Annotated in this window: 14 protein-coding genes and 2 pseudogenes; 7 read left to right on the forward strand and 9 right to left on the reverse strand. The window is 41.0% G+C overall.

Annotation, left to right across the window (positions count from 1 at the left end; translation table 11 throughout):
• The first annotated feature begins 207 nt into the window (after positions 1–207).
• Complete coding sequence (locus ACGTJS_RS01200) at positions 208–4,218, forward strand: PilC/PilY family type IV pilus protein (protein ID WP_410472563.1); 4,011 nt, start codon at positions 208–210, stop codon at positions 4,216–4,218.
• Between the two features lie 11 nt (positions 4,219–4,229).
• A pseudogene (locus ACGTJS_RS01205) lies at positions 4,230–4,358 on the forward strand (type IV pilin protein); the annotation flags it as partial.
• Between the two features lie 210 nt (positions 4,359–4,568).
• Here the strand turns inward: ACGTJS_RS01205 and ACGTJS_RS01210 are convergent.
• From ACGTJS_RS01210 to hemB, 4 genes and pseudogenes are all read right to left on the reverse strand, one after another.
• The gene (locus ACGTJS_RS01210; protein ID WP_410472564.1) at positions 4,569–5,663 is read right to left on the reverse strand and encodes an RNA-guided endonuclease InsQ/TnpB family protein; all 1,095 of its coding nucleotides are present in this window, start codon (positions 5,661–5,663) and stop codon (positions 4,569–4,571) included.
• Entirely contained in the window at positions 5,660–6,274 is a 615-nt protein-coding gene (locus tag ACGTJS_RS01215; protein WP_410472565.1) for an IS607 family transposase, read from the reverse strand. The genes ACGTJS_RS01210 and ACGTJS_RS01215 overlap by 4 nt, the downstream gene beginning before the upstream one ends.
• Positions 6,275–6,345: 71 nt before the next feature.
• Positions 6,346–8,184, reverse strand: a pseudogene (locus ACGTJS_RS01220) (phosphoenolpyruvate carboxykinase (GTP)).
• 408 nt (positions 8,185–8,592) lie between these two features.
• Positions 8,593–9,600 carry a porphobilinogen synthase gene (hemB, locus tag ACGTJS_RS01225; protein WP_410472566.1) on the reverse strand — a complete coding sequence of 336 codons (1,008 nt, stop codon included), beginning with the start codon at positions 9,598–9,600 and terminating at the stop codon, positions 8,593–8,595.
• A gap of 140 nt (positions 9,601–9,740) precedes the next feature.
• Here hemB and ACGTJS_RS01230 point away from each other — a divergent pair, with 140 nt between their 5' ends.
• The gene (locus ACGTJS_RS01230; protein ID WP_410472567.1) at positions 9,741–10,340 is read left to right on the forward strand and encodes a thioesterase family protein; all 600 of its coding nucleotides are present in this window, start codon (positions 9,741–9,743) and stop codon (positions 10,338–10,340) included.
• A 52-nt stretch (positions 10,341–10,392) separates the two neighbouring features.
• Here the strand turns inward: ACGTJS_RS01230 and ACGTJS_RS01235 are convergent, their stop codons facing one another.
• The 3 genes from ACGTJS_RS01235 to ACGTJS_RS01245 form a co-directional block, all read right to left on the reverse strand.
• Positions 10,393–11,898, reverse strand: a complete 1,506-nt coding sequence (locus tag ACGTJS_RS01235) for an efflux transporter outer membrane subunit (RefSeq protein ID WP_410472568.1) — start codon at positions 11,896–11,898, stop codon at positions 10,393–10,395.
• A gap of 110 nt (positions 11,899–12,008) precedes the next feature.
• Positions 12,009–15,230 (reverse strand): efflux RND transporter permease subunit, encoded by a 3,222-nt coding sequence (locus tag ACGTJS_RS01240; protein WP_410472569.1) that lies wholly within the window; start codon positions 15,228–15,230, stop codon positions 12,009–12,011.
• A gap of 19 nt (positions 15,231–15,249) precedes the next feature.
• The gene (locus ACGTJS_RS01245) at positions 15,250–16,560 is read right to left on the reverse strand and encodes an efflux RND transporter periplasmic adaptor subunit (RefSeq protein WP_410472570.1); all 1,311 of its coding nucleotides are present in this window, start codon (positions 16,558–16,560) and stop codon (positions 15,250–15,252) included.
• A gap of 329 nt (positions 16,561–16,889) precedes the next feature.
• Here ACGTJS_RS01245 and ACGTJS_RS01250 point away from each other — a divergent pair, with 329 nt between their 5' ends.
• On the forward strand, positions 16,890–17,441 hold the full coding sequence (locus tag ACGTJS_RS01250) for a TetR/AcrR family transcriptional regulator (protein ID WP_315042689.1): 552 nt from the start codon (positions 16,890–16,892) through the stop codon (positions 17,439–17,441).
• Between the two features lie 11 nt (positions 17,442–17,452).
• On the opposite strand, the gene ACGTJS_RS01255 is transcribed toward ACGTJS_RS01250, so the two are convergent.
• Together ACGTJS_RS01255 and ACGTJS_RS01260 are read right to left on the reverse strand one after the other, a co-directional pair.
• The gene (locus tag ACGTJS_RS01255) at positions 17,453–18,808 is read right to left on the reverse strand and encodes a WS/DGAT/MGAT family O-acyltransferase (RefSeq protein ID WP_410472571.1); all 1,356 of its coding nucleotides are present in this window, start codon (positions 18,806–18,808) and stop codon (positions 17,453–17,455) included.
• Positions 18,809–18,835: 27 nt separating this feature from the next.
• Positions 18,836–19,624: a thiazole synthase gene (locus ACGTJS_RS01260; RefSeq protein WP_315042686.1), complete on the reverse strand. Its 789-nt coding sequence runs from the start codon at positions 19,622–19,624 to the stop codon at positions 18,836–18,838.
• Between the two features lie 172 nt (positions 19,625–19,796).
• Here ACGTJS_RS01260 and ACGTJS_RS01265 point away from each other — a divergent pair, with 172 nt between their 5' ends.
• From ACGTJS_RS01265 to ACGTJS_RS01275, 3 genes are all read left to right on the forward strand, one after another.
• Positions 19,797–20,129, forward strand: coding sequence for a YbaB/EbfC family nucleoid-associated protein (locus ACGTJS_RS01265; RefSeq protein ID WP_410472572.1), 333 nt, complete (start codon positions 19,797–19,799; stop codon positions 20,127–20,129).
• A 329-nt stretch (positions 20,130–20,458) separates the two neighbouring features.
• Positions 20,459–21,067, forward strand: coding sequence for a recombination mediator RecR (recR, locus tag ACGTJS_RS01270; protein ID WP_410472573.1), 609 nt, complete (start codon positions 20,459–20,461; stop codon positions 21,065–21,067).
• A 32-nt stretch (positions 21,068–21,099) separates the two neighbouring features.
• On the forward strand, positions 21,100–22,305 hold the full coding sequence (locus ACGTJS_RS01275; RefSeq protein ID WP_410472574.1) for a ribonuclease D: 1,206 nt from the start codon (positions 21,100–21,102) through the stop codon (positions 22,303–22,305).
• The last annotated feature ends 11 nt before the right edge of the window (positions 22,306–22,316 follow it).

The following is a 22,316-nucleotide window of genomic DNA, read 5'->3' on the forward strand; positions in this document are numbered from 1 at the left end:
TTTATTAGCACTTTTACCAAAAAGGAAAAGATTATGAAATTAAAAAATACTGATAGAAAGTTTGATAAACAAACTTGTAAAACATCGCTTAAATATTTAACTGCTGTAGTTGCTTCATTGTGTGCAATCTCTACAACGCAAGCTGATGTCAACTCACCTGTAAAAAAAATCGGTGATTTAGAGATTTATAAACCAGCTTCAGGAGGTATGGCAACTGTTACCATGATGCTTGACATATCAGGTAGTATGGGTCCGTCTAGTATTCCTGAAGACTATAAGGAAAGTTTGACTCGAACTGCTGGTGAAGCGCGGCTTCAGCGTTATACTATTTGCCTTTATACAAATCGTACTACAACACCTGTACAGACTATGACTCGAACTGAGAAAATGGTAGATAGCTCAGGCGTTCAGTATGATACAATTTCTTATACATTAACAGGTTGTCCAACAACAAGTAGAGGAACGATAAGTGTAGATGCTAATGGCAAAACAGTGGGCTATTTTGATCGTATTTCTCGTTTGAAACTCGCTCTGATTCCGTTGTTTGCGAATGGTACTCGGTTGCCAGATAATTACAAAGTAGGTATTGGTACCTATTCATTTTTGTCATCAGGTAGGCTTGGTGTAATAACTGTTCCTGCGAAGCCACTGACTAAAGAACACCGTAGACTAATTGTAGATAACATATCAAAAATAAGAGTATTTGGTGGTACACCATCCGCACATGCTTATGCTGAGGCAGGTGCATATATGATGGGAACGCTTACAAGTAATTTGGAGCCAACTCAAACGACTCGTTATGTACAAAAAGGTTATGGGTATTCCAATTGGCCTTGGTGGTACTTTTCAACTTGTTTAATAGGTCTGAAGAGTACATTCAATGTGGGTGGGCAAACTTGGTATGGCTGTTATTATGATCCTTTACCTGCCAGTTCTCAAGTTTCTTATCATGATTTAGATAAGTTTGATACAAGTCTGATTGGTAGCCCTAAGGATAGATTGCTAGTGAGACCTAGTCGAGATTCACCACCAACAGGCGTATATTACGGTGATAAAAAAACAGCGTATTGGGCAGTGGACGATAATAGTGGCTTTCCTTTTTCAGATGATAGTACTAAGACAGAAGATTTAAAAACTTATAAATCTCCCATAGTAGATGGACAATGTGATGGTTATGGTATTTATTTTTTAACAGATGGTGAACCAAATAACTCTAGTTATGATAAAGCAAATGCCCTAATGACCAAAAGCTTAAACTTAACTACAAACTTTCCAAAAAAGAATTTACGCTCAGGCTCAGATTGTGCTGGTGATTTATATTCATCAGTAGATGGAGCATGGAACTGTATGGGTGAATATGCAAAAAGGTTACGTTCAGGCAATAACCCAACAGGCAAAAGCATTAAAACAGCTGCTGTTGGGTTTGGTTCTGTATTTTCATCAATCGATAAGAATAGACGTAATATTAAGGTTACTGACGAGAACGGCAATCTTGTCAATGAGTCTATTCCAGATTGTAGTAAAGTAACAGCAGATGCTAAAAACTTATGCCAACTCGCCGAATTAAAAGATCAGTCTGGCACGCTTAAAACAGGCGGATATGGGGAAGGTGGCTTTACCGCTACAAATGATAGCCAAGTATTGGCAAACAGCTTTCAAAAATTTGCAGCATCTTTGGTACAGACAACGAATGTTGCACCATCAGGTGTGATGACAGTGCCAAGCGACCCTTATAAGGTTATTGGTGAAATGCCGTACGCTTTTCTTCCAACAGTGCAATCAAAACTATCTACAGCGTCTAATACCAGCAACATTTGGCCAGGTAATGTCAAAAAATACAACCTTAAAAATGGTACATTGGCGGGTAAAAATGGCAAAAACCTGTTTTCATCTATTGTAGGTGGTTTAGATGCTTCAGTTCAAGATTTATGGAGTGCTACAGACTTCCAAAACGCAGGTAAACCCGCTAACGACAGTGTTAAAGCAGGTGGTGTTTATGCCAATCTAAAATCACCAAACCAAGGCTTGGATAAGGTGCGTTCAGTATGGGTAGAGGATACAGCAATTGCAGGTGGTGTTGACACAACTTTTAAACAAATCAAAGTTGATGCTGCTGGTAAACCTATTGGCTTTGATGCATTATTGGATACTACAATTTATACAAGAGCTAACCAAATTAAACTACTACAGTTTTTAGGTTTTGAAAAAGCAACCTATAGTGGTAGAACCAAAAATCTTTCAAGTACAGATGTTAATGAAGACACTTGGGAAAAAACAACCACAGTAGCTATTAAAGACCTAACAATGGTACAACCAACATCAGAAAATAAAGTATTGGGTGCAACCATTCACGCCAAGCCTTTAGCGGTATCATACGGTGCTGACCTTGACGAAAATGGTGAGGTAAAAGCAGATAGCCGTAAAGACTATATTTTCTTTGGTAGTATGGACGGTGCATTACACTTGGTCGGTGCTGACGATTTAAGTAAAAACAATGGCGGTGAAGAAAAAACGGCGATGATTACATTAGCCATGATGAAAAATCAAGTAAATGCCCTTGTGCCAAACTCTACTTATATATCAGATGCTAACCGTTTAGCAGGTGTGCCAAACTTTGGTGTAGATGGACATTGGTTAGTCAAATCTGACTTTAAATATGACTATGATAATAGCAAAGTATCAACCAAAAGCGTTTATGCTTATGGTGGTATGCGTTTGGGCGGAAAAGGCTTGTTAGCATTGGACATCAGTAATCCTAATTCACCAAAAAAACTATTTTCTACAAAAAATACCACATTGATTGATTCAAGCATAGCAGGTTTTGGACGTATTGGTTATATCTGGAATCAACCAACCTACGCAAAAATCAGAAAAACAACCAACAAAGATGACAAAGGTACAGATGTTATCATCTTTGGTGGTGGTTATGATATGTGTTACGAATATGAAAACTTCCAAGTTGGTATCACAGATACCACATTGGGTACTTGCTCTAATAAAGCAGAAGCCGAAGGTAATGCAGTTTATATGGTAGATGCAAAAACAGGTCAATTACTATGGTCAGCGTCAAGCACAACGGGTGACACTAGAGATACTAACCTAAAAAATAGTATCGTCGGTAGCGTAACTGCCCTTGACCGTAACAATGATGGCTTTACTGACCATATCTATTTTGGTGATTTGGGTGGTCAAGTATTCCGTGTGGACTTTAAAGATGGTTCAACCGAAAGCACCCCTAGAATCACGCGTATCCTAAAAGATAACGATGCAGATACCGCTGCAACCAAAAAATACGCACGTCGTTTTTATGAACGCCCAATCGTGAGTATTCACCGTAATACATCAGATAACCGACTATTTGCCTTGATTAACGTTATCTCAGGTGATAGAAGCTCACCATTGTCAAAAATGCGTAATGATAACAAATATGCTGACAGACTGTACGGTATCATTGACAGCGATGTAACGCGTGTGAACAGTGATTTTTACCCAACTAACGGCACCTTCTCACCAGTTATCAAAGACTTAACCATTGATAACTTAGCGGCTTTGCCAACGGCAATGGACGATACTGTGCCATTGGCTGGTTATTCACAAGAAGTTAGAGATAATGCCATCGGTGTGATGAAAAACTATATCAAAAAAGGCTGGTACTATCCATTAAGTCTATTTGACGGATTTGCCAATGTACGTTATAGCAAAGGTATGGGACGTAGTGATATTTTTGCAGGCTATCTATACACAACTGTATATAACCCAGATATGACCTATGGCTCAACCGATGCGTGTACTGCCAAAATCGCAGGTGGTTCAGAGCGTCAAGCTTACTGCTTACCTTATGGTATCTGTAAAGATCAACTATCACACAATGGCACAGCAGGTTTTGCCCGTGCAGGTCAAGGTATCCAAGAGCTTAACTTTGGGACAGCCAGCAAAGACCAACCAAACAAACGTATGCTAATCGGTACACTAGACTTTACCGAGCGTCTCAAAACTACTAATCGTGTCAACTCAGGCAACGATAGTGATAAACGCTTGATACAAGTCGGCACGACAACCGTAGGCGGTTCATCTATGATGGGTCTTGATAATTCTACAGGTGGACAAAGCCAATTAACAGAAGCCCGTGATAAAGTAGGTGGTAGCCAAACGCTAAACGAAATTATCGTTGAACCACGCTACGTATTAAAACCAAGCACTTGGTATGAAAATAACTAAAGGATAAGACAATGAACCAAAAAATCAAATTTTCCACAGTTCATTATCCTAAAACTCAATCAGGATTTACCCTGATTGAGCTGATGATTGTCGTAATGATTATTGGTGTATTTGCTACCATCGCTGTGCCATCTTATAGATAATTTGTCGTCAGAAATGCCGAAAGCGAAACCCAAGCAAAAATGCAACAAATGGCGATAGGCTAATTCCGTTCCGAAAAACCTACCCAAATCTACCCAAGAGCAAATTTAGCGTTTTCTTCCTACTTCAACGTTGTTTGCTCTTGTCATTTGACTTAAGACTTACATCAACTCCATAGGCTGACACGGTGGAACTCACCGCCAAAAATATTAGATTGTTAAAACCTTAGTTGCATGATTTAAAATATTCATCGCAGCATTAATGTCTCTGTCGTGGAGTGTTTGACAGTTCGGGCAAGTCCAATATCTGACAGCCAGTGTCAAATTTGCTTTATCCATGATAAAGCCACAACATGAACAGGTTTTACTTGATGGATAAAAGCGGTCTAACTCTTTAATGGTCTTGCCCCATTGATTCGCTTTATAAATCAGTTGCCTTTTAAATTCGTAAAAACCCAAATCATTAATCGCACGGCTAAGTTTTCTATTCTTTGCCATGCCTTTAACGTTTAAGTTTTCAAGACAAATCACATCATAAGACTTAACAAGGCTTGTGGTTAGCTTGTGTAAAAAGTCTTTTCTGATATTGCTGATTTTAAAGTGTAGCCGTGATAGCTTGGTTTTTGCCTTTTCACGGTTTTTTGAGTCTTTTTGTTTTCGGCTTAAACTTTTTGACAGTCGTTTTAATTTGTTAAGTTTAGCTTTTAATGGCTTAGGGGCTTGTACTTTTTCGCCATTGGATAAAGTTGCAAGGTCTGTAATGCCTAAATCAATACCAACTTGCTTGCCTGTTTTGGGTTGTGGTTTGATGATGTCTTGTAATTCAACAGCAACCGATACAAACCATTTACCGCCTTGTTTAAAGATTTTGGCGGATAGGATTTTGCCTGTGTGTCGCAGTTTTTCACGCATTCTAACAAGTCCAAGATTGGGGACTTTGATAAAAGGTTTGTTATTGATGTCAATAAGTTTAAAAAAGCGTTTAAATGCGTCTCCTAGTTGCATGATGGCAAGTTGTGGGCTACATTTGGTTACTTCTAGCATAAAGGGGAATTGTTGTCTTTTTATGCTATTTAGTTGTTTTCTTAATTTGCCTTGACTAGGCTGGTTAAGCTGGTTTTTGTCAATTTCTATGCCATTTTTTAAGCATTCATTACGATAAGTTTTATCGGCTTGGTATTGTTTTTGCCAATTATCTAACGCCCAGTTATAGGCAAGACGAGCCACACCGCAAGCCTTTGCAAAGTAGGTTGCTTGTTTATTCGTTGGGTCTAGGGCGATGATGTGTCCACGTATTAGGGTCATTCTAGTACTACCTTAACAGCTTCAAGCAGTTTTTTGTTTTTCTTAGAGCGTGAGCCGTATAATCTTGCACTAAAGACGGTAATAATTTCTAGCACGTCTTGGGCGAGTTCTTCTTCAAAGGATAGGTTTTCACCTTGATTGATGATGATGATTTCAACGTTTCTAGTTTCACAAATGGCAAATACAAGCTCTGCTCCAAAGCGTAATAATCGGTCTTTATGGGTTAATACCAATCTTCCAATTTCATTGTTTAGTATGCCGTCAAGTAGTTGTTTTAGCCCTTTTTTGTGGTAGTTCATACCAGAGCCTAAGTCATTGATAATCTCATAAGTCCAGCCTTGTTTGGCACAGTATAGTTCTAATATTTGGATTTGGCGTTCTAGGTCGTCTTTTTGGTCGTGGCTTGATACACGAGCGTAGGCAACTGTTTTACGGTCTTTGTTGCCTATGCCGTGTAGTAGGTTGGGATTGATTTTACTAATATCGTAACGCCTGTGTCCTTTTGGCGTTCTTTGGGCAACAAGTACACCGCTTTCGTCCCATCTGCGTAATGTTGAGATAGACACACCTAGTTGTTTTGATGCTTCGTTGATACTAATTAATCTGTTCATTTAGATATTATAAAGTAGATTTGGTTAGTTTTCAAGAAGCAGTTATGAACCTCCTACATTTTAAACATCAATTATATTTTTGCAACACGTTCACCTGTCGCTTTACGAGCTTGTTTTAACGCTTCAGGCACTTGCGAGCCTAGCTTTTCAAACAACTCATCATGGCTGGCAAGCTCTGCTTCCCATTTGGCTTTGTCAAGGCTTGTTACCGTTTCAAATTGTGCTTGACTAAACTCTAAACCATTCCAGTTTAAATCGTCATAGGTTGGCATATAGCCGATTGGCGTTTCCACCGCATTGCCTTTGCCTGTCGCACGTTGTAAAATCCACTCAAGCACACGCATATTTTGACCATAGCCATCCCAAGCGAATTTGCCGTTTTCATCACGTCTAAACCAGTTTACGTTAAAGATTTTTGGCAATTGGTTGCCGTTTTGTTCAGCAACTTTGGCAACGGTTTCGCCCATGTTTAACCAATGGTTAAAATAATCGCCCATGTTATAGCCTGTAAATGGCAACATCGCAAATGGGTCACGACGCACGATACCTTGCTTGCCTTCAGCGGCGGCGGTAACTTCAGAACCCATGGTAGCGGCTTTATACACGCCGTCCACCCAGTCAAAACTTTCCACCACCAACGGCACAGTATCCGCACGGCGACCACCAAAAATAAACGCAGAAATCGGCACACCGTTTGGATTTTCCCAATCTTTATCAATAATTGGGCAGTTGCTTGCCGATACGGTAAAGCGAGCATTTGGGTGAGCCGCTTTGCGACCGCAGTCAGGTGTCCAGTCGTTGCCTTGCCAATCAATCAAATGTGCTGGGGCTTCTTTTGATTTGCCTTCCCACCAAACGCTACCGTCATCAGTTAAAGCAACGTTAGTAAAAATCACGTCTTTGGTTAAAGTTTGCATACAAGTTGGGTTGGTTGCGTTTGATGTACCGGGTGCAACGCCAAAAAAGCCTGCTTCTGGGTTAATCGCATAAAAACGACCATCTTTATTTGGCTTAATCCACGCAATATCATCGCCAACGGTTTCTACTTTCCAACCTTCATAACCTGCAGGTGGGATTAACATCGCAAAGTTGGTTTTACCGCACGCAGATGGGAAAGCGGCAGCAACGTAATGTTTTTCGCCTTGTGGATTGGTAACGCCAAGAATCAACATATGTTCAGCTAGCCAACCTTGTTCACGTCCCATCACAGACGCAATACGCAACGCCAAGCATTTTTTACCAAGCAACGCATTACCACCATAACCAGAACCAAACGACCAAATTTCACGAGTTTCTGGATAATGCACAATGTATTTTTCATCGTTACAAGGCTATTTTACATCTTGTTCGCCTTCGGCAAGCGGTTTGCCAACTGAATGTACGCAAGGAACAAATTCGCCATCTGTGCCAAGCACGTCAAATACCGCTTTACCCATACGCGCCATGCGTTTCATATTAACAACAACATAAGGCGAATCCGACAATTCAATACCGATATGAGCGATATGGCTACCAAGTGGCCACATGCTAAACGGCACAACGTACATGGTACGACCTGCCATACAGCCGTCAAACAATCCGTTTAACGTTTCACGCATTTTGGCTGGGTCTTCCCAGTTGTTCGTTGCCCCTGCGTCAATCTGTTTTTCGCTACAAATAAAAGTACGACCTTCCACACGAGCGACATCGCTAGGGTGCGAGCAAGCTAGGTACGAATTTGGGTATTTTTCTTCGTTTAACTTAGTCATCATGCCGTTGTCGCACATCATGCCAAGCAAGCGTTGGTCTTCTTCTTCCGAGCCATCGCACCACTCCACACGAGCAGGTTTGGCTAAATCAGCGATTTTTTGGACAAAATCAATAATGCCTTGATGTTTTACATAATCTGGGGTGTTAATAGCAATGCTCATAAAAGCTCCACTGGTAAAGAAAATATATAAAATATAAACGATAGTCTTGTCAATTTGCTTTAATACTGCGTCAAACTCGCTCATAGTACTATTTGTACAATTTCGCTCGTTTTCCTTGTCTTAAAACAAATTGCTTTGACTATTATAAAAATATAAAAACACAAAAACTGCCAAACAAAAGTTCAACGGTTTTTTAATCAATAAGAAAACGCTGCCAAAACAATTGACATTGTTCGCAAATTAAGCATTTGAGTTTGAGAAAGTTTACATTTCATAAAATTAAAAAATGGTGTCATAAAAAACTTGTATATTAAACCACAAAATTACAAATTTTTTTAGTCATTTTTACAAAAATATTGCAAAATATTTCAATATTTATGATTAAAATCATTAAACTTGTTAAATTAATTAACAATTATTAAGTTTTTTAGCTGCTTCCATCGCAAAATAGGTCAAAATACCATCCGCACCTGCACGTCTAAAACCAAGCAAACTTTCCAAAATCACCGCATCCGTCAGCCAGCCATTTTGAATCGCCACCATGTGCATGGCATATTCGCCAGATACTTGATAAGCGTAAGTTGGCACACCAAACGTGTCTTTGACTTCACGCACCAAGTCCAGATACGGCTGACCCGGTTTTACCATCACCATATCCGCACCTTCTTGTATGTCTAACGCCACTTCGTGCAAGGCTTCGGCACGATTGCCAAAATCCATTTGATATTGTTTTTTGTGTCCGCCTTTTAAGTTACCGCTACTACCGACCGCATCACGGAAAGGCCCATAATATGCCGATGCGTATTTTGCCGAATACGCCATAATCGCCGTATTAACAAAGTTTTCGCTGTCTAAACCTTGACGAATTGCCAAAATGCGTCCGTCCATCATATCGCTTGGCGAAATAATATCCGCCCCTGCACGAGCATGGCTTAACGCCTGTTTTACCAAGACTTCCACCGTTTTGTCATTGGTTACATAGCCTGTTTCATCAAGTAAGCCGTCCTGCCCATGAATGGTATAAGGGTCAAGGGCAACGTCCGTCATGATAACCATCTCTGGCACAGCGTCTTTAATCGCCTTGATAGCGGTACACGCTAAGCCGTTTTCATCATAGGCGTTTTCGGCAAGCTCAGTTTTTAGGCTTGGGTCAATCACAGGAAATAGGTCAATTGTGGTAACGCCTAAACTTAACAATTGTTTGGCATAATCAATCAACAAATCCACGCTCATACGTTCTACATTTGGCATACTTTTGACCGCTTCACACTGATTTTTGCCGTCAAGGACGAACACAGGGGCGATTAGGTGTTTTGGTTCAATGTGGGTTTCTTGCACCATCGCACGAATGTTGTCGTTGTAACGCAGACGGCGTAGGCGAGTGGTGGGGAATGAGCGGTTAAACGTATAAGTCATGTTTTTTATCCTTGATTTTGTTAAAATATGGTTTTTAAAAGCTGTTAAAAAAGTTACAATCAATTTTTCTGCGTGCTATTTTAACATATTTTAGATATATTTTTTAAATTTTATCTTAAAGATAATCAAAAGACGATACCATGCCAAACAAAACACCCACCACCGCTATTTTAGACGTTGATTTTATTGAAGAAAAAGACGAACATTCCGATTTAACCAATGAACAAGAGTTGGTAAATATCCGCAATCCAATATTGCAAAACCAAAATGACAATCCGCTAAATTTTAGCGAAAATCTGCACGAAGTCGGTCATCAACTTGCCGAAATCATGAGCCATAGCCCATTTTTAAAATTAACCAATACCGTGTTTAATTTTGACAATACAACCGAACAAATCACTGGAAAAACCGTTTCAACGCCTGATTTGATTGGCAATGTCAATTATCAAATTTTGCATGGTGGCGTTTCAGCAACTGTACTTGATACGTTGGGCGGTGTGATTGCCATGTACGAGATTTTTAAACGGGGGCAAGGCACATTTGACGAACTTACCAAAAAAGTGATGAAAGTGGCAACGGTGGATTTACGCATTGATTATTTGGCGGTGGGGCGTGGGGCGTTTTATACGTCCACAGGCGAGATTATCCGCATGGGGCGAAAGGGCTGTACGGTACGAATGATGTTGGCGGACGATACAGGCAAGCCGATTGCACATGGCATTGCCAGTTATGCGTTTTAATAAAAAAAACGTTCGTTAATTTAACGAACATTTTTATTTTTTTTAAGTTTTTTTATTTTTCGCTTTGGTCTTTATTTGCCAATTGTTTGGCTTTATCCACCGCATTTGGCGTGCTTTTTGGTGTTTCTAGTGCAACATCTGTATTCACCCCACCGCCTAGTACTTGATACAGTTCAATTTGACTGTTAATCATGTCTTGTTGTGCGGTTAATAGACTTTCTTCGGCAGAATATTGGCTACGCATGGCATCTAGCACGCCTAAATAATTGTCCAAGCCTGCTTTAAAACGTGCGTTAGCAATGTTCAAGCTTTTGGCGTTGGCTTGTTTCATGCTTTCATAGCCTGCAATTTTTTGGTTTAAGGTCGCACGAGTGGCAAGCACGTCATTGACTTCTTTAAAAGCGGTCTGAATGGTTTTTTCATAACTGCTTAACGCAATTTTTTCATCAATTTCGGCAACTTCATGTTGTACGCCCAAATTACGATTAAAAATCGGAATACTCACACTTGGCGTAATGCCCCAGCTAAATGTGCCAGACTTGAACAAGTTTGACAAATCACTGCTTGCCGTGCCTGTATTTGCTGACAAGCTGATACTTGGGAAAAAGTTGGCACGAGCCACCGCAATATCCGCCCCTTTGGCTTTTAGGTTATATTCGGCTTGGCGAATGTCTGGGCGATAATATAACAAATCGCTTGGCAAACCTGTGCTAAAAATCTTGTTGTTGGTGATAGATTTGACAGGAGCTTTTGGCAACAAAGCATTGTTAAACTCTGTGCCGACCAACTGGCGTAACGCATTTTGGTTTTGTAACAAAGCGGTTTGTAAATTGGCAATGCTGATTTTGGTAGAATCTACCAATGACTGGGCTTGTACGCTGGTCAATTCTGAGTCCAAACCTGCTTGAAAGCGTTTTTTGTTAATGTTTAACGATTCTTCACGAGTTTTTAGCGTGTCTAATGCCAATTGTAATTTGGCAATGTTATAGCTATACGCCACATAACTTTGGGCGATACTGCTAATTAAGCTGATTTGGGCGGTGTCTTTAGCTGCCCCTGTTGCAAAATAGCTTTGTAAAGCAGATTCTTTTTGATTGGCAATTTTGCCCCAAAAATCAAACTCATACGACGACATAGACAAGCCAACATTATAGCTTTCGCTTGGGTTTTTGTCTTGTGCTTCACTTGCACCATAACCCATTGAGCCTGATACGCCCACGGTTGGAATGTTGCTATTATCGCTGATTTGGTAAGCGGCACGGGCTTTTTGAATGCTTAAAACCGCACTTTGAATATCTTTGTTATTTTCAAGGGCGATTGCAATCAGTTGTTTTAAATTATTGTCGGTATAAAAATCTTGCCAGCGTTGCCCTGCGATGCTTTTGGCTTCGGCATTGCTCACGGTTTGATTGTCATAAACGGCATAAGCAGTATTGATAGGCAGGTTCGGTTGGGCGACCACAGGGTCGGTTTTGGCTTTTGGAATGGCTTGACAAGCGGTTAAGCTGATAAACAATACGCTAAGGCTACCGATTTTTAAGGGATTTAAGACGTTCATATTGTCATTTTCCTAATATGTTTTATAAATTCTGTTAGCAAAAAATGGCTTAATCTTGATTAAACCATTTTTTTATATTTTACCTTATTTTGTCAATCAAATTCATCACTTTAATGATTGGTATGATTGATTGGCTCATGTAATGTTGTGTTGTCTTTTGACAAAACCACATGGTTTGAGCCGTTTGCACTGTTTGGATTATTGGTGTCATTTGGTTCTTTAGCTTTAATGATTGAGCGAACCCACACATAGAACATTGGGATAAAGAATACACCCAAAATCGTGGCACTCACAACACCGCCCAACACAGACGTACCAATGGCGTTTTGGCTACCTGAACCTGCCCCAGTCGCCAAGAACAATGGCACAACACCGATACCAAAGGCAAGCGATGTCATGATAATCGGACGCAGACGCTGACGAGCGGCGACCGTTACCGAATCAAACAAATTATGCCCTGCGTCTTGGCGTTCTTTGGCAAATTCAATAATCAAAATCGCATTTTTTGCCGAAAGACCAACAACGGTTAATAGACCCACTTGCAAATAAATGTCATTTGACAAACCACGTCCACCTGTAAACAGCAACGCACCCAAAATCCCTAGCGGAACAACAAGCAATACCGCAAACGGAATTGACCAGCTTTCATACAACGCTGCCAAACACAAGAAAATCACCAGAATAGAGATGGCGTATAACATTGGTGCTTGTGCACCAGATTTACGCTCTTCAAGTGATAGACCTGTCCACTCATGGCTGATACCTTGTGGTAGTTTGGCAATCATGGCTTCCATCGCTGCCATCGCTTCACCTGTACTTTTGCCAGGGGCGGCACTACCTTGTAGGTTCATTGATGACAGGCTGTTATAACGGGTCAAGTTTGGCGAGCCGTATTGCCATTCTGTCGTGGCAAATGAGCTAAACGGAATCATGTCGCCTTGATTGTTACGCACATACCATTTGTTAATGTCTTCTGGTGTGGTACGGCTGTCGGCTTCGCCTTGTAGATAGACTTTTTTGACACGACCACGGTCAAGGAAGTTATTAACATAGCTACTACCCCAAGCCGTTGATAGTACGCTGTTAATGGTGCTAGGTGCGACACCCATTGAGTTGGCGGTTTCATAATCCACGTTTACTTTGAGCTGTGGCGAATCTTCTAAACCATTTGGACGCACGCCTGTCACGTCTTTGCTTTGTGCCGCCATACCAAGTAGCATATTACGAGCTTCTAGCAGTTTTTCGTGTCCGACATTGCCTGCATCTTGTAATTGCAAGTCAAAGCCTGTCGCTGTTCCCATACCTTGAATAGCAGGTGGAGCAAGAGCGAATACTTGGGCTTCATTCACTTGGGTCATAAAGTAACCCATTGCGCGCCCTGCAATCGCTTGGGCTTTATTGGCATCGCCTGTACGGTTTTCCCAATCTTTTAGACGGATAAAGGCTAAGCCCATGTTTTGCCCTTGACCTGCAAAACTAAAACCATTCACAGCAAAAATACCATCAACATTGTCTTTTTCTTGGGTTTGATAATAAGTCGTTACTTTATCAATGACGGCTTGTGTTTCAGCTTGGCTAGAACCAGCTGGCAGTTGCACAAGCGTCATTAACATACCTTGGTCTTCTTCAGGTAAGAATGAACTTGGAATACGCAAGAATACCAACGACATAATCGCAATCACGACCACATAACCAATGGCATACAACCATTTGACTTTGATACTTTTACCAACAAAATTTTCGTACTTTTTACTAACATTATAAAAAGAGCGGTTAAACCAAGCAAAAAAACCTGTTTGACCTTCACCATGTTTATCATGATTTTTTGAACGTTTTAAAATCGTGGCACAAAGTGCAGGGGTAAAAATCAACGCCACCACCGCAGATAGCACCATACTGGTAATCAAGGTAATGGAGAACTGACGATAAATCACTCCAGTGGAACCACCAAAAAACGCCATCGGAATAAATACGGCTGACAAAATCAACGCAATACCGATAACCACTTTGCCAATCTCACGCATGGATTCACGAGTGGCATCCACGACCGAGATATTTGGGTCTTCTTCCAAAATACGTTCCACGTTTTCCACGACAACAATCGCATCGTCCACCAACAGACCGATAGACAAAACAAGGGCAAACATGGTTAAAACATTGATACTAAAGCCTAACACGTACAAAATACCAAACGTGCCGAGCAAAACCACAGGCACGGCAAGCGTTGGAATAATGGTTGCACGCCAGCTTTGTAAAAATAGGAACATCACCAAGAACACAAGCACAATCGCTTCTACCAACGTATGCACAACTTGTTCAATTGACAAACGCACAAACGGTGTGGTGTCATACGGCACGACCACGCTCATACCTGCTGGGAAGTTGGGTTTTAATTCGTTGATTTTGGCTTCAACCGCTTCACGAGTGTCTAACGCATTCGCACCTGATGCCAAGGAAATACCGACACCTGCGGCTTCTTTGCCGTTATACATGGATAAAACGCTGTAACTTTCGCTACCGATTTCTACTTTTGCCACATCACCAAGACGCACTGTCGCACCGTCATTGGTTGATTTTAGGATAATATTGCGAAATTGTTCTGGCGTTTGTAATAAACTTTGTAAATTAACTGTGGCGTTAATCACTTGACGGTCGTTTGAGGTAGGTTGCTGACCGACTTGTCCTGCCGACACTTGCGTGTTTTGGGCTTGAATAGCAGACACAACATCAGACGGCATTAGGCTGTAAGTACGCAGTTTTGCAGGGTCAAGCCAAATACGCATCGAGTAAGCAGAACCAAACACATTGACACTACCCACGCCTTCCACACGGCTTAATTGGTCAACAACATTTGAGTTTACATAGTCAGCAATATCTGACCTATCCATACTGCCATCTTCAGATAAAAAGCCCATTACCATCAAAAAACCACTTGATGATTTGTTCACCGACACACCCATACGCTGTACCATTTCTGGCAATGAGCTGGTGGCGGCTTGTAGTTTGTTTTGTACTTGTACTTGGGCGGTATCTGGGTCAGTACCGTTTTCAAAGGTTAAAGTAACTTGAGCTGCACCGCTTGACGATGAGCTTGATGACATATACATCAAGCCGTCTAAGCCTTTCATCTGTTGCTCAATAATCTGTGTAACCGTATCTTCAATGGTCTGTGCCGATGCCCCTGGGTAAGTCGCACTGACCGTTACAGTCGGCGGTGCGATACGTGGATACTGCTCAATCGGTAGCTTAAAAATCGCAAGCACACCCATCAACATGATGAGCATGGCGATTACCCAAGCAAAAATTGGGCGGTCAATAAAAAAACGTGACATTAAAATCCCCTATTTTTGCTTATGGTTTTGGTTGGCTTGCCGAAGCACTACTTGCTACAGGTGCGTTCATATTTGCATTCGCATTTTGCCCTGCTTGTCCGCTACTGTCAGGTACATAAGGTTTGACTTCAACTTGTTGGTCTGGTTTGACTTTTGCACCGCCAACCACAACGACATTTTCGCCTTGTTTTAAGCCATCAGTTACCACCCATTGTCCTTCGTATGTGCCACTGGTTTTGACAGGGCGGACTTGGATTTTTTTGTTGGCATCAACGATATACACAGTCGTATCACCTTTGGCAGTACGGTTAATCGCACTTTGTGGCAATAGCACAGCATTATTCACTACGCCTTGAATGACTTCGGCACGCACCATCATACCCGGCAATAGGATAAATTCATCGTTATCAAACACCGCACGCAAATTCACCGTACCTGTGTGGCTATCAACTTTGGCTTCTTCAAAACGCAACTGACCAATCACAGGATACGTTGAACCATCAGACAGTTTTAAACGTACTTGTGCCGAGCTTGCCTGGCTTAAGTTACCATTCATCATCTGACTGCGTAATGCCAACATTTCCGCTGATGATTGGCTAATGTCCACATAAATTGGGTTTAACTGCGAAATAGTAACCATTTGCGTTTGCCCTGCACTTGCCAACGTACCGACATTGACTTTTGAGCGTTCTGTCTGACCACTCATTGGTGCAGTTACAACAGTACGGTCCATGTTCAACTGATTGCCTTTCACCGTTTGCCCTGCGGCGGCGGCAGTTTTTTGAGCAGCAACAATTTGGGCTTGGGCGTTTTTGACGGCAGCTTCAGCACTTCTCACCGTTGCCACGCCTGTGTCATATTCTTGTTTTGAAATGGCATTTGAACCTTTTAACATCTCCAAACGAGCCAAATTGGCACGAGCCAATGCTAACTGGGTTCTTTGGCTTTCCAAATTTGCCTCTGCTGTACCGATATTTGCCACCGCTTGCTCATAGCTTGCCCGACTGCCTGCCAACGTACTGCTATAATTGTCTTTGTTCAAACGATACAAAGGCTGACCACGTTTTACAAATGCCCCATCACGGAACAATTGTTCATCAATAATACCAGACACCTGTGGCGTAACAATCGCCTCTTGATAAGCGACCGTCTTACCAGATAGCTCTTTCACCAAAGGCACAGACTGAAATTGTACAGGCAACACATTCACCACAGATGGTGGCATCTGTTGGGCGGCTGCCGCTTGCTGTACCGACTGGTCTGACTTGCTACAGCCAGCCAAAAACACCGCACTTGCCAATGCTGTCATCAACAAAACAGGATATTTCATAAAAACCTCATGAAAAAAATAAAAATTAACAGCGTATTATAAAGTAAAAAGCAACAAATAAGTTGCAAATATTTTAAAAAAAAGTTACAAAAATCATGCAAATAATAAGATTAATGTAAAAATTATCAAAATTTTCTAAAAATGGCATATATTTTAAAAAAAAAGTGTACATTTGCATACCAACAATATCAAACAAAGCTATTTGTTAATAAACAAAAAAGCAAAAAATAGATGGTTAAACCCTGTTTTTGCCAAAAAATATCTGCTAGAATAGCTATATAACCGACCAAATTTTTTAAAAATATTGAACAAAACCTAACGAGAAAAAAATGGACTTACGCATTATCAAAACCCACAAAGCCATTCGGGACGCTTTTATAGACTTGCTAAGCGAGCAAGAATATGACGAAATTACCATTCAAGATATTTTAAACAAAGGTTTGGTAAATCGTGCCACTTTTTATAAGTATTATGCAGGCAAAAGTGATTTGGCAGGGCAAATGATTACCGATTTTCGCCAAAAAATTGAACAATTGTTAAATGATAGACTGACTGCTGATGTACAAATGTTAGAAATTATCATGGATAATCATGGACAGGCAATTTTTGAAATTCGCAAACAAATGTTAGCTTTATGGAAAATCCGCACCAAAAAACACAATCTGTATCAAGATATGTTTGGTATGTTAAAACAAAATTTTATCGTGTTGGCACAACAAAAAACGGACGATATGCCTTTGCCAAAAAACCTTGATTACCAAGCGACCATCATGGCAACGATGTTTATGACCACGTTAAAATATTATTTTGAACAAGATTTGCCAATCCCCAAAAACTTGCCTGACGATTGGCAACAGATGATTGATATTGCTAAAATTTAATAAACATTTATTTATCTACTATTTGATTTTTTGATAATATCATCAAAAATTGTTAACTCTTTTTCCATATAATCCAAAATTTTGTCAATATTTAGCAACGCTTTTCGGCACGCTACAATACAAAAATCAATGTTGTTTTCGTAAGTACACAGCGTGATGTTCATCGCTTGGTCGTCTAGGACAACAGACGCAGGGTACAAGGCTTGTAACTTCGCCCCATGCCAATATAACGGCTGTTTGGTAGACGGCACGTTGGAAATAATCAGATTAAAGCCACGATACTCAGGGAACAATCCTGTAACCAACTGTAGCCACGCTCGGCTATACACCAAACCACTGTAAATAATCGCACTGGCTTGATTCATACGTGCAAAGCGGTTTTTGCTGTTGGTGGTACTGCCGTAAATGGTTTTTAGGCGTTCCACAGGGTCATCAAGATGAGTAGCAAGGCTTGCGAGTATAAAGGTGATTTGATTGCCAACATTGTCATTTTGGCGGACAGATAACGGCACAAAACTTACCAACGGTTTTTTTGGCAATGCGTCCAAATCCAACAAATAACGGCGAATCGCCCCTGCACAAATCGCCAAAACTACATCATTAAAACTGACAGCAAAATGCTTGGCAATCTGCTGAAAACGGCTCATCTCAAAGGAAGCAACCGCCACATAACGAGAGCTTGAAATCGGCTGATTGAGAATACTGTCTGGGGCTTGACTGGAGGTGATGTAGTTTTTATCAAAGCGTTCGTACAGATTTTTTAACAATTCCAAACCCACAGGTAGCACTGCCGATCCTTGCTCTTTGGCAATGCGTAACAAGGATTTATTTTTTGGAATCAAGCCATCTAACACATGGCGATGACGTGTCATCAATGACCAAATCGGCAAACTCACCTTTTCGGTGGGCGATTGTGATAAGGATTTTTTTACCAACTGCAACGCCGCCACACCGTCAATCATGGCATGATGAATTTTAAAATACAAGGCAAAACGATTGTTCTCAATGCCTTCAATCACATGACATTCCCACATTGGTTTTGATTTGTCAAGCAAATTGGCGTGTTCTTTTGACACATAGTTTAACAATTCGGTCATGCGAGCAGGTTTTGGCAAGGCAATGTGGCGAAAATGGTGCGACACATCAAAATTTTTATCCGTTTGCCAAAACAACAAACGGTGCAACACCTGATTAAACGGAAAAGTCGGTGGCGTTTTGTTATCACGCATGAGTTGCACAAGCTCGCTGACAAAGTTGTCTTTGGCATCTTTTGGCAATTCAAACAAAAACAGTCCACCAATGTGCATGGGCTGATTGCGATTTTCTAATAACAAAAACAACTGGTCGGTGGCGGTCAATAAACGCATAAAATTTCTCAAAACCTGAATAAAAACTTAACGAAAAAAATAACCTGTCTGCGGTGAACTGGCTTGTGCCATCGCACGCATCGGCATACGCCCTGCCAAAAACGCCTCTCGCCCTGCTATCACAGCGTGCTTCATCGCACTTGCCATTAGCACAGGATTTTGAGCGTGGGCAATCGCCGTATTCATCAACACGCCATCACAGCCAAGCTCCATCGCAATGGACGCATCGCTTGCCGTTCCCACGCCTGCATCAACCAACACAGGCACTTTGGTTTGTTCAACAATCAAACTTAAGGTATGACGGTTTAACAAGCCCAAGCCAGAGCCAATCAAACTTCCCAACGGCATAATCGCCACACAGCCCATACTCTCTAACTCTTTGGCGACAATTGGGTCATCTGATGTATAAACCATCACATCAAAACCATCGTCAATCAAAGTGCGACAGGCTTTTAACGTTTCTACCACATTTGGGTAAAGGTTTTTTTCATCGCCCAACACTTCCAGTTTGACCAAATTATGTCCGTCAAGCAACTCACGAGCAAGCTGACAAGTCCGCACCGCCGTTTCGGCATCAAAACAACCTGCGGTATTTGGCAAAATCGTATATTTGTCAGGCGAAATCACGTCTAACAGATTCGGTTCATCTTTTTTTTGTCCAATATTAACACGGCGAATAGCAACGGTAACAATCTGGGCTCCGCTATTTTCAATGGCTTGGGCGGTTTCGGTTAAATCTTTGTATTTGCCTGTGCCGACCAATAAGCGTGAAGAAAAGGTGCGTGAGCCGATTGTAAATAAATCTTGATTTGACATAAACTTGCCTTTTTATCAAACGTTAAAATTAGATTATTATAACAAATAATCGCTCGTTTCTTAAAATAAATTTCAAGTTTTGCCAACAAATCAGCAAAAAATACACAAAATTGTCATTAACAAATCACTTATTTTGTTTTACAATAAACTTTTTAATAGCAAGGAAAATTTTATGAATTTACAAGCCTTAATGCAACAAGCCCAAATGATGCAAAAACAAGTAGAAACCAACGTGGAAAACGCCAAAAAACGCCTAGCCGAAAAAGAAGTCCACGCCGAAGCAGGCAACGGCTTGGTAAAAGTTACCATGAGTGGCAAACACGTTGTCAAACGCTTGCAGATTGACCCAAGCTTGCTCCAAGATGAGCCTGATATGATTGAAGATTTAATCGCTGCCGCCATCAATGACGCTGTGCGTCAAGCAGACGAACTGCACGAAAAAGAAATCGCAGGGGCAACAAGCGGTATGGGCTTGCCACCGGGGATGCAAGGTTTGTTTGGTTAATTTGTCAAACTTTTGATAAAAATCAATCATCTAACCACAAATAACCATCTAAATGACTGATAAAATTGGCTTTATCAGTCATTTTTATTCATCTTATTCAATTTTAGAACCTGTATTCATAACGTCTTTGCAATGAAAAATGAGATAAATTGCCAGCTTTTCAAGAAAAAAACGCAGACTAATGGTTATTCTATCAATCAAGTTTTTGATGTAGAAAAGCAAAATTTAGCCATTTTTCATGCAAAAGCAAACAAGTATTTACCACAAATTCACATAATTTTATTGCGTGATGTTGTGAATAAAGGTTCTTACTTACATGGAAAAAATCTGTGCTAACCCCAAAATTTGATAACCTTGTCAAAGAATTAAAAGTATTGCCAAGTGTCGGACAAAAAACCGCTCAACGCATGGCGTTGCATTTGTTAAATCATAAACGCACGCAAGGCATACAGCTCGCTGAAGCCTTGATGATAGCCATGAACGAAATCAAACAATGCCAAATTTGTCGTGGCTTTTCGGACGATGATATTTGTCCGATTTGTGCCAATCCACAGCGAGATAATCAACTTTTGTGTATCGTAGAAACGGCTGGCGATATGGTGGCGATTGAGCAGACGGCAAGTTTTCAAGGGCGGTATTTTGTGTTAGGCGGTTATTTATCGCCGATTGACGGCATTGGGGCGGAGCAGCTTGGCATTGACCAGTTGATTTTTCAGTTAAAACGCCAAATTGATGAGGGCAATCCTGTCAAAGAGGTGATTTTGGCGACAAACAACACGGTTGAGGGACAGACGACTGCTTTTTTTGTCAGTGAGGCGATAAAGCCATATGTGGGGCAGATTAGTCGCATTGCTCAAGGCGTGCCGATGGGTGGCGAGCTTGAGTATTTGGATAGTATGACGCTTGGGCAAGCTTTGCAAAATCGTGGTAAAATATAATTTATCAAAAACAACAAACTAACGAGCCAACCATGCTAACACAAACCCCTTTAACCACCGAACAAAAACAAACCCTAGATGAATTACCCACGATTTGGGTACGCAATGACGAACAACTTGACAAACTGATGGACGAGATTGACGAAGTGGATATCATCGCCCTTGATACCGAGTTTATCAAGCGAGATACCTTTTTTCCACGCCTTGCCTTATTACAAGTAAATACAGGACGAGCCATTTATTTGCTTGATGTGCCAAAGCTGGATTTGTACGATTTTTGGCAAGTGATTGCCGATGTGCCAACGATGGTGCTACACGCTTGTGGCGAAGACTTGGGGATTTATTATTTATTGTCCGAATTGCCTGCGTTGGACAATGTATTTGACACGCAAATTGGTTTATCTTTTTTAACAGGTGAGTTAAGTTTTGGTTATCAAAAAGCCTTATTAGATACCTTAGATATTCATGTGGACAAAGGCGAAAGCCAATCCGACTGGCTACAACGTCCGCTCACACCTGAGCAAGAACGTTATGCCAGCGATGATGTGCGGTATTTGTTGGCGTTGTATGATGAAATCAAAACCCAATTAACCGATCAACATTTGTTTGATTTTTCCAAACAAGACAGCCAACATTACGCCCATGAACTGTATCAAGTCAGCCAACAAGACGATGATAAAATTTATTTGAGTGTAGCAGATTTTCGCTACAGTCGTGAGCAGTTAGCGATTTTACAGGCGTTGTGCGAATGGCGTGAGCAGTTGGCTCGCTCTATCAACCGCCCACGCACCTATATTTTGCGTCCGCAAGCCTTACAAGAAATCGTGGAAAAACTGCCCCAATCGCTCAAACAGCTTAGTTTTACCAGTATCAAGCCCAACGTCATACGTATGTACGGTCAAGAGATTTTAAAAATCATCAATGACATTCGCAAAAACAGCGATGACAGCTATCCTGACACCTTGCCAATACCGTACCGCAGTTTGTCGGACGATATGCAAAAACAGCTACAAAGTCTGATTGACAACCAAGCCACCATCATCAACGTACCAAATAACGTGTTAATCCGCAAAAAATGGCTCACCGATGTGTACGCTTTTGCGATGGATAACAACCGTGAATTGCCGATTTATTTGTTGGGTTGGCGACATGATTGGATTATCGGTACGCTTGTGCCAGCGTTTGAAAATTTGATTGCTAATAAAAACAATGACTTGGTAGAAAACGTTAATCCATAAATATTTGTCAA

The sequence above is a fragment of the Faucicola mancuniensis genome (assembly GCF_046523945.1).
In the GTDB taxonomy this organism is placed as follows: Bacteria; Pseudomonadota; Gammaproteobacteria; order Pseudomonadales; family Moraxellaceae; genus Faucicola; species Faucicola mancuniensis.

Excerpts from the sequence above, each read along its gene's own strand:
- ACGTJS_RS01200 (WP_410472563.1), top strand. The coding sequence starts at position 208 with ATGGCAACTGTTACCATGATGCTTGACATATCAGGTAGTATGGGTCCG.
- ACGTJS_RS01210 (WP_410472564.1), bottom strand. The coding sequence starts at position 5,663 with ATGACCCTAATACGTGGACACATCATCGCCCTAGACCCAACGAATAAA.
- ACGTJS_RS01215 (WP_410472565.1), bottom strand. The coding sequence starts at position 6,274 with ATGAACAGATTAATTAGTATCAACGAAGCATCAAAACAACTAGGTGTG.
- hemB (WP_410472566.1), bottom strand. The coding sequence starts at position 9,600 with ATGACTTATACGTTTAACCGCTCATTCCCCACCACTCGCCTACGCCGT.
- ACGTJS_RS01230 (WP_410472567.1), top strand. The coding sequence starts at position 9,741 with ATGCCAAACAAAACACCCACCACCGCTATTTTAGACGTTGATTTTATT.
- ACGTJS_RS01235 (WP_410472568.1), bottom strand. The coding sequence starts at position 11,898 with ATGAACGTCTTAAATCCCTTAAAAATCGGTAGCCTTAGCGTATTGTTT.
- ACGTJS_RS01240 (WP_410472569.1), bottom strand. The coding sequence starts at position 15,230 with ATGTCACGTTTTTTTATTGACCGCCCAATTTTTGCTTGGGTAATCGCC.
- ACGTJS_RS01245 (WP_410472570.1), bottom strand. The coding sequence starts at position 16,560 with ATGAAATATCCTGTTTTGTTGATGACAGCATTGGCAAGTGCGGTGTTT.
- ACGTJS_RS01250 (WP_315042689.1), top strand. The coding sequence starts at position 16,890 with ATGGACTTACGCATTATCAAAACCCACAAAGCCATTCGGGACGCTTTT.
- ACGTJS_RS01255 (WP_410472571.1), bottom strand. The coding sequence starts at position 18,808 with ATGCGTTTATTGACCGCCACCGACCAGTTGTTTTTGTTATTAGAAAAT.
- ACGTJS_RS01260 (WP_315042686.1), bottom strand. The coding sequence starts at position 19,624 with ATGTCAAATCAAGATTTATTTACAATCGGCTCACGCACCTTTTCTTCA.
- ACGTJS_RS01265 (WP_410472572.1), top strand. The coding sequence starts at position 19,797 with ATGAATTTACAAGCCTTAATGCAACAAGCCCAAATGATGCAAAAACAA.
- ACGTJS_RS01275 (WP_410472574.1), top strand. The coding sequence starts at position 21,100 with ATGCTAACACAAACCCCTTTAACCACCGAACAAAAACAAACCCTAGAT.